15 protein-coding genes are annotated in these 17,372 nt (G+C 40.5%); 7 read left to right on the plus strand and 8 right to left on the minus strand.

Going from position 1 to position 17,372, the window contains the following annotated elements; all coding sequences use genetic code 11:
* Window positions 1-302: 302 nt before the first annotated feature.
* Together JWQ34_RS14545 and uvrA are read right to left on the minus strand one after the other, a co-directional pair.
* Entirely contained in the window at window positions 303-1,940 is a 1,638-nt protein-coding gene (locus JWQ34_RS14545) for an ABC transporter substrate-binding protein (protein WP_299358278.1), read from the minus strand.
* A gap of 655 nt (window positions 1,941-2,595) precedes the next feature.
* Entirely contained in the window at window positions 2,596-5,451 is a 2,856-nt protein-coding gene (uvrA, locus tag JWQ34_RS14550) for an excinuclease ABC subunit UvrA (RefSeq protein WP_299358280.1), read from the minus strand.
* 298 nt (window positions 5,452-5,749) lie between these two features.
* Here uvrA and JWQ34_RS14555 point away from each other — a divergent pair, with 298 nt between their 5' ends.
* Together JWQ34_RS14555 and JWQ34_RS14560 are read left to right on the plus strand one after the other, a co-directional pair.
* Window positions 5,750-6,334: a sigma-70 family RNA polymerase sigma factor gene (locus JWQ34_RS14555; RefSeq protein ID WP_299358282.1), complete on the plus strand. Its 585-nt coding sequence runs from the start codon at window positions 5,750-5,752 to the stop codon at window positions 6,332-6,334.
* A gap of 142 nt (window positions 6,335-6,476) precedes the next feature.
* Window positions 6,477-7,328, plus strand: coding sequence for a hypothetical protein (locus JWQ34_RS14560; protein WP_299358284.1), 852 nt, complete (start codon window positions 6,477-6,479; stop codon window positions 7,326-7,328).
* A gap of 78 nt (window positions 7,329-7,406) precedes the next feature.
* Here JWQ34_RS14560 and JWQ34_RS14565 read toward each other — a convergent pair whose 3' ends face one another.
* The gene (locus JWQ34_RS14565) at window positions 7,407-7,727 is read right to left on the minus strand and encodes a hypothetical protein (protein ID WP_299358286.1); all 321 of its coding nucleotides are present in this window, start codon (window positions 7,725-7,727) and stop codon (window positions 7,407-7,409) included.
* Window positions 7,728-8,096: 369 nt separating this feature from the next.
* Between JWQ34_RS14565 and JWQ34_RS14570 the strand changes: the two genes are divergently transcribed.
* From JWQ34_RS14570 to JWQ34_RS14585, 4 genes are all read left to right on the plus strand, one after another.
* A complete protein-coding gene (locus JWQ34_RS14570; protein WP_299358288.1) occupies window positions 8,097-8,288 on the plus strand; it encodes a hypothetical protein in 192 nt (63 codons plus the stop codon).
* 91 nt (window positions 8,289-8,379) lie between these two features.
* Complete coding sequence (gene nth / locus JWQ34_RS14575) at window positions 8,380-9,141, plus strand: endonuclease III (protein ID WP_299358290.1); 762 nt, start codon at window positions 8,380-8,382, stop codon at window positions 9,139-9,141.
* Window positions 9,142-9,265: 124 nt separating this feature from the next.
* A complete protein-coding gene (gene recA, locus JWQ34_RS14580; protein WP_299358292.1) occupies window positions 9,266-10,279 on the plus strand; it encodes a recombinase RecA in 1,014 nt (337 codons plus the stop codon).
* Window positions 10,280-10,495: 216 nt separating this feature from the next.
* Window positions 10,496-11,332, plus strand: coding sequence for a phosphatidylinositol-specific phospholipase C/glycerophosphodiester phosphodiesterase family protein (locus JWQ34_RS14585; protein WP_299358294.1), 837 nt, complete (start codon window positions 10,496-10,498; stop codon window positions 11,330-11,332).
* 14 nt (window positions 11,333-11,346) lie between these two features.
* On the opposite strand, the gene JWQ34_RS14590 is transcribed toward JWQ34_RS14585, so the two are convergent.
* From JWQ34_RS14590 to JWQ34_RS14610, 5 genes are all read right to left on the minus strand, one after another.
* The gene (locus JWQ34_RS14590) at window positions 11,347-12,141 is read right to left on the minus strand and encodes a DUF4249 domain-containing protein (RefSeq protein WP_299358296.1); all 795 of its coding nucleotides are present in this window, start codon (window positions 12,139-12,141) and stop codon (window positions 11,347-11,349) included.
* A 3-nt stretch (window positions 12,142-12,144) separates the two neighbouring features.
* Window positions 12,145-14,478 (minus strand): TonB-dependent receptor, encoded by a 2,334-nt coding sequence (locus JWQ34_RS14595; protein ID WP_299358298.1) that lies wholly within the window; start codon window positions 14,476-14,478, stop codon window positions 12,145-12,147.
* 166 nt (window positions 14,479-14,644) lie between these two features.
* A complete protein-coding gene (locus tag JWQ34_RS14600) occupies window positions 14,645-15,211 on the minus strand; it encodes a dihydrofolate reductase family protein (RefSeq protein ID WP_299358300.1) in 567 nt (188 codons plus the stop codon).
* Window positions 15,212-15,233: 22 nt separating this feature from the next.
* Window positions 15,234-15,797 carry a dihydrofolate reductase family protein gene (locus JWQ34_RS14605; RefSeq protein ID WP_299358302.1) on the minus strand — a complete coding sequence of 188 codons (564 nt, stop codon included), beginning with the start codon at window positions 15,795-15,797 and terminating at the stop codon, window positions 15,234-15,236.
* 19 nt (window positions 15,798-15,816) lie between these two features.
* Complete coding sequence (locus tag JWQ34_RS14610) at window positions 15,817-16,197, minus strand: DoxX family protein (RefSeq protein WP_299358304.1); 381 nt, start codon at window positions 16,195-16,197, stop codon at window positions 15,817-15,819.
* Between the two features lie 187 nt (window positions 16,198-16,384).
* Between JWQ34_RS14610 and JWQ34_RS14615 the strand changes: the two genes are divergently transcribed.
* Window positions 16,385-17,359 carry a GlxA family transcriptional regulator gene (locus tag JWQ34_RS14615; RefSeq protein ID WP_299358306.1) on the plus strand — a complete coding sequence of 325 codons (975 nt, stop codon included), beginning with the start codon at window positions 16,385-16,387 and terminating at the stop codon, window positions 17,357-17,359.
* Window positions 17,360-17,372 lie beyond the last annotated feature (13 nt).

Here is a 17,372-nt window from a genome sequence, read left to right on the forward strand (position 1 = left end):
GATTTCGGAATTGATTTGAATTTATAATTTAAAGGCGGCTTGATTTGATCAGGTCGCTTTTTTTATTTACGATTATTTTGCTGCCCACTACTAACTTATAACTGCTTACTGAACTATTGCGTTTCCCTTCGGGCCGGGCTGTACATTCATACGCGCACAAGGCGTTAGGCCCAGTTTGTGCAATAAATACCGCCCTGCAAATACCTGCTAACTGCGAACTAATAACTGCCTACTGAAACGGGCCGGTATCCATTTCCATCCCTAACGCGGCATGGTGCACGGAGACGCAAAGTATTGCGTCTCTACAGTTTTTTTACGCGTTTCAATGTGAGAAGATTCTGCGCGTTCAAACTATATCCTGATATATTATTCTGATACAGGTTTACCCGCTTATCATAATATAACACCACTACCGGGGCGTTAGCCATTATCACGTTATCCATTTGGCGGTACAGGGCAAAACGCTGCTCATCGCTTTTTACATGATAAGCTTGCTCAAATAGCTTGTCAAATTCGGGGCTGTTAAATCCGGTATAATTAGGGCCAAATGGTATTTTGTTTTTTGAATAAAACAGCGACAAGTAATTCTCGCCATCAGGATAATCGGCTATCCATGCCCCATTAAAAAAGTTAATACCGTTCTTGGCCACCATTTCGCGCAGACTGGCACCTTGGGTAACTTCTATTTTGGTTTTTATATTGGCGCGGTCCAGTTCGGCTTGTATGTATTCTATCAGGTTATGGTAGGCTACGGTGGTGGTAAGCGTTATGGACGGCATATTGGCGCCGTTGGGGTAACCGGCCTCGGCTAATAGCCGGGCGGCCTTGGCAGGGTTATAAGTATAGCCTTTAATCGCGGTTTCATTAAAGCCCGGCATACCTTTGGGGATAAACCCCTGGTTGCCCGGTGTGCCTAAACTATTGCGCAGGTATTTTATCAGCTTTTGCTTATCAATAGCATAATTAATGGCCTGCCTTACCTTCAATATCCGCAACGGCGAGTGTTTTACTATCGGCAAGGTAGTATCTACCAGCATCCCCAAATACATGGTATTTAAATAGGGCCCGGTGCTTATCACAAATTGCCCCTTATACTTACGGGTTATCTGGCCCGATTTGGTTAAAATATCATCGCGGTAGCTGCCGTCTATATCATTAAAAAAGTCGAGCTTCTTTTTAATAAACTCCATGAACGAGGTTTGCTTATCATCAATAAAAGTAGCGCGAACAGCATCCAGATAAGGTAGTTGTTTGCCTTTGTTATCCCGCTCCCAATACTTTTCGTTTTTTAGCAGCACCATTACCTCGCCCTCTTTCCAGTACTTAAACTTAAACGGACCAGTCCCCACCGGATGGCTACGGAAATCCTTACCATAAAACTCAACCACCTCTTTAGGCACTACCGAGCAATACTGCGCTGTCAACATACTAATAAACGGCGCGAAAGGCTGTTTTAAAGTAATGCGGAACGTGCTGTCATCAACTGCCTCAAAAGCTTGTTTACCCGCCACCTTATCGCTAAATATCCATGAGCCTGATGACATAACTTTAGGGTCTATCAACCGGCTAAAGCTATAGGCAAAATCAGCAGCGGTAACTTGGCGGCCTATTCCGTTTTTAAAATGGGCATCGTCCTGAAAACTCACTTCGTCGCGTAAATGGAAAGTATAGATTTTACCATCAGGCGAGATCTCCCAGCTTTTGGCAATACATGGCGAGGTTTTTAAACTATCGTCTATCTGTACCAAGCCGTTATAGAGCTGGTTATCCATCCAGATGGTGTTATGGTTGCGACAAAAAGCAGGATCGAGCGAGGTAAGGCCCTCGTCTAAATTAATATTGAAAACGGTTTTTTGTTTGTTGCTATCGGATGAGTTGCAGGAAGGTAAAGCCTGCACTAACAGGAACAAAACGCATACATAACCGATCAGTTTATTCATCAAAGCTAAGATAGCCAAATATTGAATGATTGATTTATGGAATTATTGATTTGACAATAGGATGGTGGTATGCTGACTGTTGTATGAGTACTTGGCAATAACCAATTTGTTATTAATTAACGGCAATCGTCGACATATTCTGTTTGCGTATTTTAAATCTAACAAGCCAAATACATATTATGATAGCAGTGCAATACGGCCAGCTTAATTCAAATGAGCCGACTCTTGTAATTTGATCGAGTAAATAGAGAATAGCGAAGGGTAAGTAAGTTAAAAAGATTGCAATTGGTGTCAGAATTAATTTCAACCATATTTCACTTTTGCTCCTATCGATCAACCTCAAGCAACATATGTATAACACCATCCCGCTTGGAGCAGACATTATGCCTCCCATAATTAAAAAAACGGGATATACATCTAGTCCAGTAGAGCCAGTTTTTAACCAACAACTAAAAGATAAAATGAGTGGACCCAATACTACGCTAATAAACCATACTATCAAGGAATACCATAACGCCCGCTCTTTCATTTTTTACTTAATGTTAATTCTAACCCGATATTGATGTGACATAGTACTAAGGTAGTTGATTTGCGATGCAATCGCAAAACCATGTTAAGCACTCGTCACAGACGAGCGCAAGAATATGGTTTAATATTAAAACCTCTCCTTCAAAAATTCCCCTGTATAACTCCCCTTAACTTTAATCAAATCCTCAGGCAAACCTTCAAATACAACTTTACCGCCACGGTCGCCGCCTTCGGGGCCAATGTCTATAATCCAGTCGGCGCATTTTATAACGTCCATATTATGTTCGATAACGATAATAGTGTTACCGTGTTCTAACAGCGCATTGAATGATTTCAGCAGCTTTTTAATATCCGCAAAATGCAGGCCTGTAGTAGGCTCATCAAATATGAATAAGGTTTTATGCGGATTATTCCCCTTAACCAGGAACGATGCCAGTTTAATTCGCTGTGCCTCACCTCCTGATAATGTGTTGGATGATTGCCCTAATTGCACATAACCCAATCCTACCTCAAACAATGGCTTTATTTTGGCGATTATCTTCGGCTCGGCAGCAAAGAATTCCAGCGCCTCTTCAATGGTCATGCTTAGTACCTCGCTTACATTCTTCTCATTGTAGGTAACGTCAAGGATATGTTGTTTAAAACGTTTGCCGCCGCAGGTTTCGCAGGTCAGGAAGATATCAGCCATAAACTGCATTTCAATCTTTACCTCGCCTTCGCCCTGGCAAACATCGCAACGGCCACCCTCTACGTTAAAAGAGAATGCCGATGGTTTTAACCCCGCAGCTTTAGCAACCGGGCGCGCTGCAAACAGGTTACGTATCTCGTCCCAGGCCTTAACATAAGTAACCGGGTTAGAGCGTGACGAACGACCTATCGGGTTTTGATCGACCAACTCAACCTGTTCAATTTTTGCATAGTCGCCCTCAATAGCATCATAGCTGCCGGTTTGTTCGCCATTATAATTGCCTAATGTTTTTTGCAGGGCAGGGGCCAGTATGCGTTTCACCAAACTTGTTTTACCCGAACCTGATACACCGGTAACAGCGGTAAATACCCCTAACGGAAACTTAGCCGTAACATGTTGCAGGTTGTTTTCTCTTGCACCTTTTATCTCAATAAAATCATTCCATTTACGGCGACTGGTGGGTATGGCTATTTCTTCCTTACCGCTCAGGTATCTGCCGGTAAGGCTGTTATCGTCTTTTATAATTTCGTTATAAGTACCACTGAAGATCAGTTCGCCGCCATGGGTGCCGGCAGCCGGGCCAATGTCAATAATATGATCGGCAGCTTTCATGATCTCTTCTTCATGTTCAACCACTAAAACGGTATTACCTACATCTCTAAGAGATTTTAGTACGGTAATTAAACGCTGCGTATCTTTTGGATGCAAGCCGATACTTGGCTCATCCAATACATAAATCGATCCTACTAAACTACTACCTAAAGAGGTAGCCAGGTTTATCCGTTGCGACTCACCGCCTGATAAGGTGTTTGATAATCTGTTCAGCGTTAAATAGCTCAATCCCACATCATTTAAAAAACTTAAACGGTTAGTGATCTCGGTCAATAAACGCTTACCTACTATAATATCGGTTTCGTTTAAGGTTAGGTTCTGGAAAAACTCCAGCGCTTTATCTAGGGCCATTAAAACCACATCAGTAATGGAGTGGTCGTTTATCTTAACGTAGGTGGCATCATGGCGCAGGCGGCTGCCCTTGCACTCGGGGCAGGTAGTTTTACCACGGTAGCGGGATAGCATTACCCTATATTGTATTTTATAGGTTTGCGCTTCCATCTCCTTAAAAAATTCATCCAATCCACGGAAGTATTTATTGCCTGTCCACAATAGCTTTTGCTCTTTGGCAGTAAGCTGATTGTATTGGCGATGAATAGGGAAATCAAACTTTAAAGAGTGTTTTACCAGCTCATCGTTCCACTCGCGCATTTTCTCGCCGCGCCAGGGGGCAATTGCGCCCTCGTATATGGTTTTGCTTTTATCGGGGATAACCAAATCCTCGTCAATGCCTATTACTTTACCGTAACCCTCGCAGCGTTTACAGGCACCGTAGGGGTTGTTAAAGCTAAAGAAGTTTGGTGTAGGCTCTTCAAACCTTATCCCGTCAAGCTCAAACCTATCGCAAAAGAAACGTTCTTTTTCTTCGGATGCATCAGGTTCTTGATATCGTACATAACAATCGCCCTTACCTTCAAAAAAAGCGGTTTGCACCGAGTCGGCCAGGCGACTCATGGTTTCTTCCGAATCGTTTTTGGTGATACGGTCTATCACAATATGTACAGCATGATCTTTATAACGGTCACGGTCAACAGCTGTGCTTTCTTCGGTATTATCCCAAACAGTATTGTCTAAACCTTCTTCTTCCAACAATGCTTCAATACGCGATATTTTACCATGATAATCAACCCTGACAAAACCTTTTTGCATTAACACTGCCAGCTCTTCTTTTAAACTGCGGTTATTATGCGGGTATAGCGGGCAAAGCACGGTAGCCATTGTTTCATCCGGCAAGGCCATGATAAAGTTGATGACATCGGTAACAGAATCCTTTTTCACTATCCCGCCCGATACCGGCGATATAGTCTTGCCAATCCTTGAAAACAGCAGCTTTAAATAATCATAGATCTCTGTCGATGTCCCAACAGTCGACCGTGGGTTTGAGGTAATAACTTTTTGCTCGATAGCGATAGCGGGGGCAATGCCTTTTATATAATCAACATCGGGCTTGTTCATACGGCCCAAAAACTGGCGGGCGTATGATGATAAGCTCTCTACATAACGGCGCTGGCCCTCGGCATATAAGGTATCAAAAGCCAGAGATGATTTGCCCGACCCCGACATGCCGGTTACCACAACCAGCTTGTTTTTAGGTATAGCCACATCCAGGTTTTTAAGGTTATGCACCCGGCTCCCTTTTATAATGATATGTTTTTGAGGGTCCTTATCTGCTTCTTTGATCATTTGTTAATTATAATATATTGATGGCCTGCTGATTAAACCTTTGTTTAAAACCTCAGTCAAAAGGCATATAGCCAATAGTCAATCTTTTTTTTAAAGTGCAAAAATCCTAAAATATTTAGCAGTATCCAAATAACATTGTAAAGCAATAAATATTATGACACAAAAAAATTATTTGCTTTTTAGCTCGGAAATTGTTTTATTTGAGGGAACAAATATTATTAACCCCTAAAGAGATCTATATCGACTAGAAGCTATACTTAACAATTATTTAAAACTTAGTTAAAGTAAACGCTTTTATATGGATTTTCAATTGCAAAGTGATCAGGATCTAATCCATCTGTACATTACCGGCGACGAGAAAGGATTAGTAGAGCTCCTGCGCCGTTATCAAACAAAAATTTACACTTCTATTTACTTATTGGTTAAGGATGATTTCCTGGCCGAAGATATTTTTCAGGATACGTTTATTAAAGTTATTAATACACTTAGGGCCGGTAAATATAACGAGGAGGGTAAGTTTTTACCCTGGGTAACCCGTATTGCGCATAATTTGGTAATCGACCATTTCCGCCGCGAGAAGCGCGCGCCGATGGTTAGCAATGGCGATGATTTTGATATTTTTGAGGTGCTGGGCAACTACGATGAAAGTACCGAAGACCGCATGGTACGGGAACAAACCCATAAAGATCTTAAAACACTCATACAACTTTTACCATCCGAACAAAAAGAAGTATTGATTATGCGCCACTTTGGCGACATGAGTTTTAAAGAAATTGCCGACATAACCGATGTTAGTATAAATACAGCCCTTGGCCGCATGCGTTACGCGCTAAACAACCTGCGCAAAATGATGCAAACCAAAGAGCTGAGCTTAAAAAATTAAAAATTCTCATTGCAGTTTTTAGCGAACCGCCCACCCCTGATTATCGGGGAGGCGGTTTTTTTGTTTATTGGGGAGGGATAAATATTTTGGTTTAATAAATTGTATATTTAAATGCCAATTAATAACCTAAAAACGCATTATCATGAAATCATTTGCCGTATTACTTCTGTCCTTATTGTCTATTTCAGTTTGTTTTGCAAAAAATAAACCTGCACCGCTTAGTGCCGATTCTATAATCAGCCTGTCAGTAAAAGCTTATGGTCACCTTAAAACCTATACAGACTCGGGCAAATTGATACAAACCTTTCTAACAGACCATCCACATAAAACAGCTACGGTTTTTAAAACTGCCTATGTAAATACAGGCGATATAAATTTTGAATATTATATACCGGGCAATTCAAACTCGCTATATACTATTAACAGAACAAACAATATTGTAAAAACCTGGTGGGGCATTGTAAACCGTACAGATGCACCAGTCAGTATGCCGCACGCTTTGGGGGCAGCTGCGGGGGTATCGGGAGGCACTTCAATGATCGTCCCTGAATTATTATTAACGGCTGATTTTAAAAACAACAATTTATACAAAAACATAACCAAACGCGTTTTAGCCGCAGTAGAACAGGTAAACGGTAAAGATTGCTATAAAATTACCGGCACAAACTTGCGCGGGCCAATAACCATCTGGATAGGAAAGAAAGATTTTTTAATCAGGAAAATTGAAGATGAACATGTAATTGACCCGGCCAAAACAGAAGCTATAAGCCATAAAATGGATTCGATGATGAAAGCCAGGGGCGGCGCGATGGCTAAAACACACGAAACAGCTATGAAAAACCTGGCGATGATACATAAGATGGATTCGCTTAGAGGCAAACAGGCACAGGGCGCTTTTACGGTTAAAGAAGCGCTTTCGTTTTTCCCCACGGTTGCCGGCAAAGTAAACCCCGAACTATTAAAATTCAGGCCAAACCGTGAGGTAGCGCTGTGAGAGATTAGTGATTAGGCCTGTCGCTTTATAATAAATTTGCCAAGCCTAATCTTCAATAACTAACCTTTAACCCCTGCTTTAATTTGACTTAACCTTTGCCGACATGGGTTTTTTACTGCTTTTTTTAACTTTAGTAGTTTTGACAGTAGTGCCGTGCTGGCCATTTTGATCGGTGGTGCCAGAGCCAAGTGCGGTGGTATCTGTAGCAGGGCGGTAACTGTTTAACCCCGATCGGTCGCTTGTGCTATACTGTTCCCCGTGTAAATTGTTGGCAGGCTGGGTGGTTTTTGTGTTTTTTTTCGAACTCGTTTTGCTTTTAGTTGGTGTAGTAGTTTGTGCTACGGCACTGGTTTGATAGGCCAGTAACGCCACAATCACCATTAAACTTAATTTTTTCATAACATGCTTATTTAAATTTAGATAGACATAATGATTTAATACATAAGCGACTATCTCAACAAAATGTTTTGCTTTTAGCCAATAAGTTATCTAATCAGAGAGGCAGTTTGTTTTAAAGATTAGTTATTGAAGATTAAAAGCCAGGCCTATCTTTATATTTAATTTGCTAAGCCCTAATCTTCAATAACCAATCTTTAATCTTTAACAACCAAACCTTAATCCAAACGTTAATTTGCACACCAATAGTTAATTAATTAGACAGTTGCGCCAACCCTAAAGAAATATTTCATTTAATTTTCATTTTGATAAAATAAAGTGAAACCGGTGTACGTTATACATCGTATAAACAACAAAACAAACTAATAGCTTATGGGTGAAACCTTTACTTTAAATGAGCTCACTAACCAAAGCGAAGTGATGAAAGCAAATGTAAAAGCAAATCTGGAAGGCGATGAACTAATGTTTTACCATTCGTTACGCCCTAACCTGGAGCTTTTGCAAAAGCAGCCAAAACTTCAAACCATTCACTACATACTGGATTATTCAAAAAGCCACAGGTAGTTTTAGTTAGTCGGAAAGCCTTGAGCCCTGAGTAAAAACTTTTACTCAGGGCTTTTTATTACTTTTGATTTTGGACTAAAACTACGCCTCCATGCTCAGATCAGAACGCTACCGCCATTTTGTTGACTACTTTTCAAAGAACCAGCCCGAAGCCGAAACCGAGCTGCATTATACCAATCCGTACGAGTTGCTGGTAGCGGTTATCCTGTCGGCACAATGTACCGATAAGCGCATTAACCAGGTTACGCCGGCGCTGTTTGCCCGTTTCCCGGATGCGGAGAGTTTGGCGGCATCCAATGCTGACGAGGTGTTTACTTATATCCGCAGTGTAAGTTATCCCAACAATAAAGCCAAGCATTTGGTAGGCATGGCGCAGATGCTGGTGGGTGTATTTGGTGGCGTGGTTCCGTCTGATATTGACCAATTACAAAAGTTACCGGGCGTGGGCCGCAAAACCGCCAATGTTATTGCATCAGTAGTTTACGATGCACCGGCTATTGCGGTAGATACACACGTATTTAGAGTTGCCGATAGGATAGGCCTGACCACCAATGCCAAAACGCCTTTAGCTGTTGAAAAGCAGTTGGTAAAATACTTGCCTACAGAAACCCTTGCCATAGCGCACCACTGGTTAATATTGCATGGCCGGTACATCTGCGTGGCCCGCAGCCCAAAATGTGATATATGCCCCCTTACGTGGTTTTGCCGTTATTATGAACGCGCCCATACCGAAACCGCCCTAATAAAAGCCGAGGCCCAAAAACTAAAAAAAGCCAAAGACGCTAAACGCAAAAAATCATTAGATACTATTAGCAAGGAACTGGCAAAGCGCAGTGTGGATAAGAATATTTGATTAGTATTTGCGGGTTAAGTAAGTTTACGTAAAATAATATACGTTGGTACAAACGCAATTAATTACTAAAAAAATTAGTATTATTAAAAATAACTTTTATATTTGCTAAAGATATTATTAAAAGATGAGCAACGCAGACAAATTAAAGGCATTACAGCTTACGTTAGATAAGCTGGAAAAATCATACGGAAAAGGCACCATCATGAAGTTGGGCGATTCTGTAATTGAACCTATAGAAGTTATATCAACCGGGTCAATAGGGTTAGACATCGCTTTAGGCGTTGGCGGTTTACCTAAAGGCCGCGTTATTGAAATATACGGGCCTGAATCATCAGGTAAAACAACATTGGCTATCCATGCCATTGCCGAAGCACAAAAGAAAGGCGGCATTGCCGCATTTATTGATGCAGAGCATGCCTTTGATCGTTTCTACGCAAAAAAACTGGGTGTAGATGTGGAGAACCTTTTAATATCACAACCGGATAATGGCGAGCAAGCTTTAGAAATTGCCGATAACCTGATCCGTTCGGGCGCTATTGATATCTTAGTTATCGACTCGGTTGCCGCGTTGGTACCTAAGGCCGAGATTGAAGGCGAGATGGGCGATTCGAAAATGGGTCTGCACGCCCGTTTAATGTCGCAGGCATTGCGTAAGCTAACCGGTACTATCAGCAAAACAGGATGCTGCTGTATATTTATTAACCAGCTACGCGATAAAATTGGTGTTATGTTTGGTAACCCCGAAACTACTACCGGTGGTAACGCGTTAAAATTCTACGCTTCGGTACGTTTAGATGTGCGCCGTATATCACAAATTAAAGATAGTGATGAAGTATCTGGTAACCGCGTTAAAGTAAAAATTGTAAAAAATAAGGTTGCGCCACCGTTCCGTATTGCCGAGTTTGACATTATGTTTGGCGAGGGTATATCAAAAGCAGGCGAGATCATTGACCTGGGTGTTGAACATAACATCATTAAAAAAGCAGGTTCATGGTTTAGCTATGGCGATACCCGCCTTGGCCAGGGCCGCGATGCGGTTAAACAATTAATATTGGATAACCCCGAGCTGATGGACGAACTGGAAGGCAAAATTAAAGATGAAGTTACCGGTGATAAATTGGTAGTTGAAACAGAATAGTTTTTTTTTAATATCAATATAGTTAGTAGAGAGCCTTTCCATTTAGGAGAGGCTTTTTTATGCTTTTATGTTAAAATATCACCAAACATTTATAATACAATTGCGTATAAGTGTGTTAAATTGAGATTAGAATAAGATTAAATTTTCAGAAATTTTTTTAATTATCATAGTATAGTCATATATTTATAAATAGTAACAACAATGATACAGTTATAAATGTTAATACCCCAAACAAATACTCCTCTGCAAAAAGCACTTATTGTTTGTTTGCTTTTTGTACTTCCACTTGCTGTAAAGGCGCAAAGTATTACGCTCGCCAACGCGTTTGCACATAATGATTATCGTCATAAACGCCCCTTGCTGGATGCCGAAACCAATGGCTATACCCATATTGAAGCGGATGTTTTTTTACATGGCGGTAAATTAGTGGTTGCACATATTAACCCTTATTTTAAAGGTAAACGTACATTGGAGAATTTATACCTGGCACCCTTATCAGCACAGGCTATTAAAAACAATGGCCGTGTATATGCAGGGAACGATCAATCAGTCACTTTAATGATAGATATTAAAACCGATGCCAAAAAAACTTATGCCGAGCTAAAAACATTGCTTGAAAAATATAGGCCGATATTGTCAAGCTATGATACAGGTAAGGTTATAATGCGCGCGGTTACCATAGTACTATCGGGCAATAAGCCTTATGATATTGTCAGGAAGGAAAAGAATCGTCTTGCATTTATTGATGAGGATCTGCGTAAGGTTGAACGGGATACCATAGCCAACGTATCAAGAATGGCCAGTTGCAAATATTCAAAGTTGTTAAAGTGGAAAGGTAACGGCAACATATCCGAGCGTGAAAAACAACGTTTATGCGACTATGTATCCATCGCTCATAAAAATGGCGAACAAGTGAGGCTATGGGCATCGCCTGATAATAAAGTTGTTTGGAAAGAAATATTAAGCTGCGGCGTAGATTTGATCAATACGGACAAACTTGTTGCTTTAAAAGACTTTTTAGTTGCGCAGTCAAGCCCTGGCGCTGTAAATTAAACCATCACAAAATCTTAAGGAATTATAATGTTTTTATGTTGGGTGGTATGCGCGCTAAAATAGCCTAGCACATTATCGACATTGAAATTATTGGGCGGGTTTGCTGGCGTAGTAGAGTTAAAACCGTTTGCCTTTTGCTGGCTAAACGTATACCAGTATGTATACATAAGCGCATCAATACATTGCATTTCAATATCTACTCTGTCGCCGCTTTTAAGTGGTATATCATCCTGGAAGAGTAACTGTTGTACAAAGCGGCCGTTATTAAACTGGTCATTCCGGGCAAATATCTGTTTTACCTGTACGCCGTTTATTGATAAAATAAACCGGTATTGATTGCTTACACTAGGTGGGTCCTGGTAAAAAATAATTATAGTTTTGGTGGTAGTAGACGCAAAATGCTCTACAGAAAGTGCAACAGAATCAATAGTAACCTTCGCAGGCATGGTTGATGACGCTGTATAAGTTTTGCCATCAAGCTGTACTTTTACACTGTATTTTTCATTATATCGGCCCAAAAAAGAGCTGGAGTAATAATAGCCAGGGCTACGCTCTATTAGCGTATAGTTTGTGCCTTTATAATCTGTAAGGGTTACTACGGCGCCCTTTACCGGTGGGAAACTATTGGTATTATCCAGCGGGACAGATCTTGATATAGTTACAGCTTGTGGGCCTAATTGGTCTGTTACATTGCCTTCAATTACCAGTTGCGGTGTAGCATCATTAAGCTTAAGATCTATTACATTTTTGCATGAGCCGATAAGGATACTCAATAAAGCTATAGCAGGTAATATATATTTAACTTTCATATACTAATAAGTAAAGTTATAAGTAACTGATGGTATTCTGCCAAACAAACTTGTTTTAACCGCTTGTGTGCGAGTATGATCATCAGGATTGTCCTGGAAAGTAATGGTATAAGGGTTTTTGCGGTTATAAGCATTATATAAACCAAACGTCCAGCTGGAGTGAAATCGTTTATGCTGCTTACCTTCCAGGGTAGCGCCAAGGTCCATACGGCTATATGGTGGCAGGCGGTCGGAGTTGCGATCACTATAATAAAGGGTAGTTAAACCACCAACTAAATATTTACCATGTGGGTAGGTAACCGCGTTGCCGGTGCCATATACAAATGTGCCAGACAATGTCCAGCGGGTACTTAGTTTATAAATAAGTACTAAACTCATATCATGTACCCTATCCTGCGTTGCGGCAAAATAGTTGCCATTATTTATAGCGTCAAACTGGTTCTCGGTTTTTGATAGGGTATAACCTATCCAGCCATTTAACTTTCCGTAATGTTTCTTAAAAAACACTTCTAACCCGTATGCACGGCCTTGACCGTATACCAATTGCGATTCTACATCCTGGTTGGCAAGTAACTGTGCCCCGTTTTTATAATCGATCTGATTTTTTAGCCATTTATAATAAATTTCGGTAGAGAACTCATACTGGTTATTGACCGAGTTTTTAAAAAAGCCCAATGCAACCTGGTCTGAAATGCCTGGTTTAATATTGTTGCTGCTCATTACATACAGATCAGTAGGCGAGCCGGCTGTCGAGTTAGAAATTAAGTGGATGTTTTGCGTATTGCGGTTATAGGATGCCTTTAAAGAGTTTTGATCATTAAACTTATAGCTTACAGAAAAACGCGGCTCGGGGTTAATATAGCTTTTCACAAAATCGCCCGAATTATAAGTGTTTGAAGCTGTAAGTACATCGTTAGCATTATAAGTATTAAACCTGCCCGGCCCCAATAACGAGAACATAGACAGCCTAACCCCATACAAAAGATTTAATTTATTGCTTGCATGCCAGTCGTTAGATATATAGACTGAAGACTCCAAACCGTTACGGTCCTGAATACTTTGCGGGTTTATCGCAGATCTGTTGGACGAACTAATATCGCCAGGCGATATGGTATGATGGGTGGTGTTAATACCAAAATGCAAAGTGTTTTTATCAGAGAAAAAATATTCAAAATCCTCTTTCAGATTAAAGTCGCGTATTTTTGAAGTAACCTTAAAATCATTGTTTGACGAAAAGCTTTGAATAATAAAATTGTAATTACTGTATATAAGCGATGTGTTTAAAAACAACTTGCTGTTAAAAATATGATTAAGACGTAATGTGGCAGTTTGGTTGCCCCAGTTTGTTTCGAAATTGTCTTTTAATCCTAATACATCCTTGCCAAAATAGCCCGATAAGTAAAGCGTGTTTTTATCATCAAATCGATAATGGAATTTAGCATTTAAATCATAAAAATACAGGCTGGCGCCACGAGTGGTCGAGTCGGGCGATAGTTTTAAAAAAAGATCGGCATAGGTACGGCGGGCGCTTATCATAAATGAGCTTTTGTTTTTTACGATAGGCCCCTCCACCTTAATACGCGATGCTATTAAACCAATACCACCTTGCACTGTATAATTTTTATCATTACCATCCAGCATCTTAATATCCAATACTGATGATAAGCGGCCGCCATATTGCGCGGGCATACCACCTTTATACAGGCTCACATCCTTTATGGCATCAGAGTTAAAGGTTGAAAAGAAGCCAAATAAGTGCGATGCGTTATATACAATGGCCTCATCCAGCAGGATCAAATTTTGGTCAGACCCACCACCGCGCACATAAAAGCCGGTATTGCCATCGCCGGTTGTTTTTACACCCGGTAAAAGCTGTATGGTTTTTAAAATATCTTTCTCGCCAAATATTACAGGCACATTATTTATCTGTTTAAGATCAAGCCGCGTTACACCCATTTGCGGGTTATCTACATTGTCGTTTTTATGGGTACTGCTGCTAATAGATATTTCTTTTAGCGTATTGCTGCCAGTAAGCAAAATATTTACCTGTGCGTTTTTGTTGAGCTTGATGGGCTGGTTTATGGTTTCATAACCTATATAACTTATAACCAATGTATAATCACCCTCGGGCGCGGTTAACGAAAAAAAGCCATACCCATTAGTCGCGGCTCCGTTTTGCTGTAATTCTTGCAGTTTTACAGTGGCCCCTATTAAGGTTTCGCCGGTAGCTGCATCTTTAATAGTCCCGTTAATAGTATATTTCTTTTGAGCATATGCCCTCGGAATTAATGAAACTGTGATCAGCAGAAAAAAAACGTAAAAAACAATTCTATGCATATAAGTTTATTCCGGCTGCTTTAATTGTGAAAATCTTTATCCCAATACGATAGCAGAGGACAATTGGTTGTTATAAATCCAAAGATATTACTCTGAGCACATTATAACGTATAAAACCAATAAATAGCATACCGCTTTGTAAATGATGGAAGCTTTTAGAAACAAATTAAGCTTTACGGCAATATTTAAGAATGATTACTCCCGAGGAAAGTGCTTGCGAATGCAGTAGCTTATAGCTTTGTCTGTTTTTAAAAAGTGCTATTCCACTACCCAAACTAACAGGGTATACCCAAAGCAGGTATTCATCTATTAAATTAAATTTTATAAGATACTGCACCAGCTTATTACTGCCATAAACTATAATGTCTTTACCGGGTTGCTGCTTTAGTTTAAGTATTTCTTGCCGGATGTTAGTTTTAATCACCCGCGAGTTATTCCAGGTTAAAGTTTTAAGCGTAGTTGAACATACAATTTTACGATAGCTGTTCATCATAGTCGCGTAAGCAATGTCATTACGTGCTGTACAAAGGTTAGTACCTACAGCGGGCCAGTAACTGGCCATTGCGCTGTAGGTATTTCGCCCTAATAATAGGGTGTCAGCTTTGCTTAGTTGCTCGGCCAATAGCTGACCCATGTCGCTCGTCCAGTTTTGCAGGTGCCAGTCCAGCCCGCCATCCGGCTCGGCCATAAAGCCATCAATGGTTATATTCATTGATACAATAATCCGTCTCATGCCACCCCGCTATATGTTATAATTATGCAGGGACATAATTAAGTACAACAATACCCACTTCAAAAGCTTGGCTTTTAGCTAATTTCAGTTCAAGTTTACTATCCAATAGTTTAAATATGGGCATACCATTACCAATGGCAGCCGGGTTTATAAACAGGTGATACTCGTCAACCAATCCCGCTTTTATCAATGCCGAAGCAAAGCCCGCGCCACCGTATGTAATGATATCGCCGCCATCCATTGCTTTTAGTTTTTTTACTTCTTCTACCAGGTCGCCGGTTGCCAGGTCGGTATTGTCCCAGGTAGATTCTGTAAGTGTTTTAGAAAAAACAACCTTATGTGTATTAACCATTTTTTGGGTAAACTCATCGGCAGTCTCCGGGTTTTGCATTAAGCCGGCCCAATGTGGTATAAAGCCCTCGGCCAGTTTGCGGCCCATAATTATGGTATCTATCGGGTCTGTAAGTACTTTAACGTAATCTTTAATATCATCGCCCCAGCCCCAGCTCATCCAATCCATTTCGCCATTTGGGCCCGCAACATATCCGTCTACAGATAGTTGCATCTGTAATTTTAATTTTTTCATGATGTGGTGTTCTTATAATTTATGCCTTAGCGGTCAATGCTAACTTTTTATGATAATAAATGTAAGCGGCGGCAGCTAGGGCAATGAATATTAACATAAAATACCATGGACCTTCCGGATGTGGTATGCTGTAAAGTGAATAAGTAGCTGCTATCAGGTCGAAACTCAAACCTGCGTATGCCCATTCTTTTAAACGGGGGAACCCGGGAACAAGAATAACAATGGCCCCCAATATTTTGGCCACACCGATAAACGGAACAAAATAAAGCGGATAACCTAAGCCATTATGTATTCCTTTAACCGCATCAGGCGATGACATAACATCAGGGATAGCCGAGCCAAACATTACAAAGGCAAACAGGCCGTTAAATACCCAGTATAAAATTTTTGTTGTTTTCATGATTGTTTTTAGTTTAGTTTTTTAATTGTTGTTTGTTGATACAAATATATTGCGGCAAAACAGGTTGCGTAGCGTGGGGTTGAGACATTGTAAGGGGTTATTTGAGACATACAGTTTTTTCTTTGCCTGCTTTTAGTAAATTTGATTTGTAGTACCTCAATATAAGCGCGTTACTTTAATGAAGCAAATGAAACATATATCTATTTTAGTACCCTACGATGCAGTGCCGGCGGCTGTTGTTGACCCGCGGTACTTGTTTACAACAGTTAACCAGTTTTTAATAATGGCAGGTAAAGAACCCGCTTTTGATGTGCAATTGGTGGGCCTTGCCCGGCAAATACCATTAAATAATAACGCCTTCGCTGTAAATACCAATGCCCTGTGCAGCGAAGTGGAGAAAACCGACTTGGTGATTATCCCCGCCATTAGCGGCGACATGAAAACCACTATTGAGCGTAATAAAGAATTATTGCCATGGATAATTAAACAATATGATAATGGTGCCGAAATAACTTCATTATGTTTAGGCGCTTTTTTGCTGGCATCAACCGGATTATTAAATGGGAAGGAATGTTCAACCCATTGGTTTTTGGCCGATGAGTTTAGAGAAATGTTTCCGGAAGTGGCACTGGCCGATGGAAGTATTATTACCGAGGCCGATCGCCTTTACTCAAGCGGTGGCGCAAGCTCGTACTGGAACGTATTACTTAACATGGTAGAAAAATATACCGGCCGCGAAATGGCTATACGGATCTCTAAATTTTTTGCCCTGGAGATAGATAGAAAGAGCCAGTCGCCGTTTATTATGTTTAACGGGCAAAAAAAGCATGAAGACGAGCCCATCAAAAAAGCGCAGGAATTTATTGAAGAGAATTTGGCAGATAAGATCTCTATCGAGGACCTTGCCACTCGTTTTGCTATTGGCCGCCGGCATTTTATCCGCAGGTTTAAAAAAGCAACCAACAACACACCTGCCGAATACATTCAACGTGTAAAAATAGAAGCCGCCAAAAAACACCTGGAGAATACCCGCAAAAACATTAACGAAGTAATGTATGATGTTGGCTATACCGATGTTAAAACCTTCAGGACAGTATTTAAAAAAATAACTGGGTTGTCGCCTATTGATTATAAGCATAGGTATAATAGGGATGGGGTTTAATTCTTATTTTTGT

Origin of the sequence: Mucilaginibacter sp., assembly GCF_028288185.1 — a bacterium.
Taxonomy (GTDB): domain Bacteria; phylum Bacteroidota; class Bacteroidia; order Sphingobacteriales; family Sphingobacteriaceae; genus Mucilaginibacter.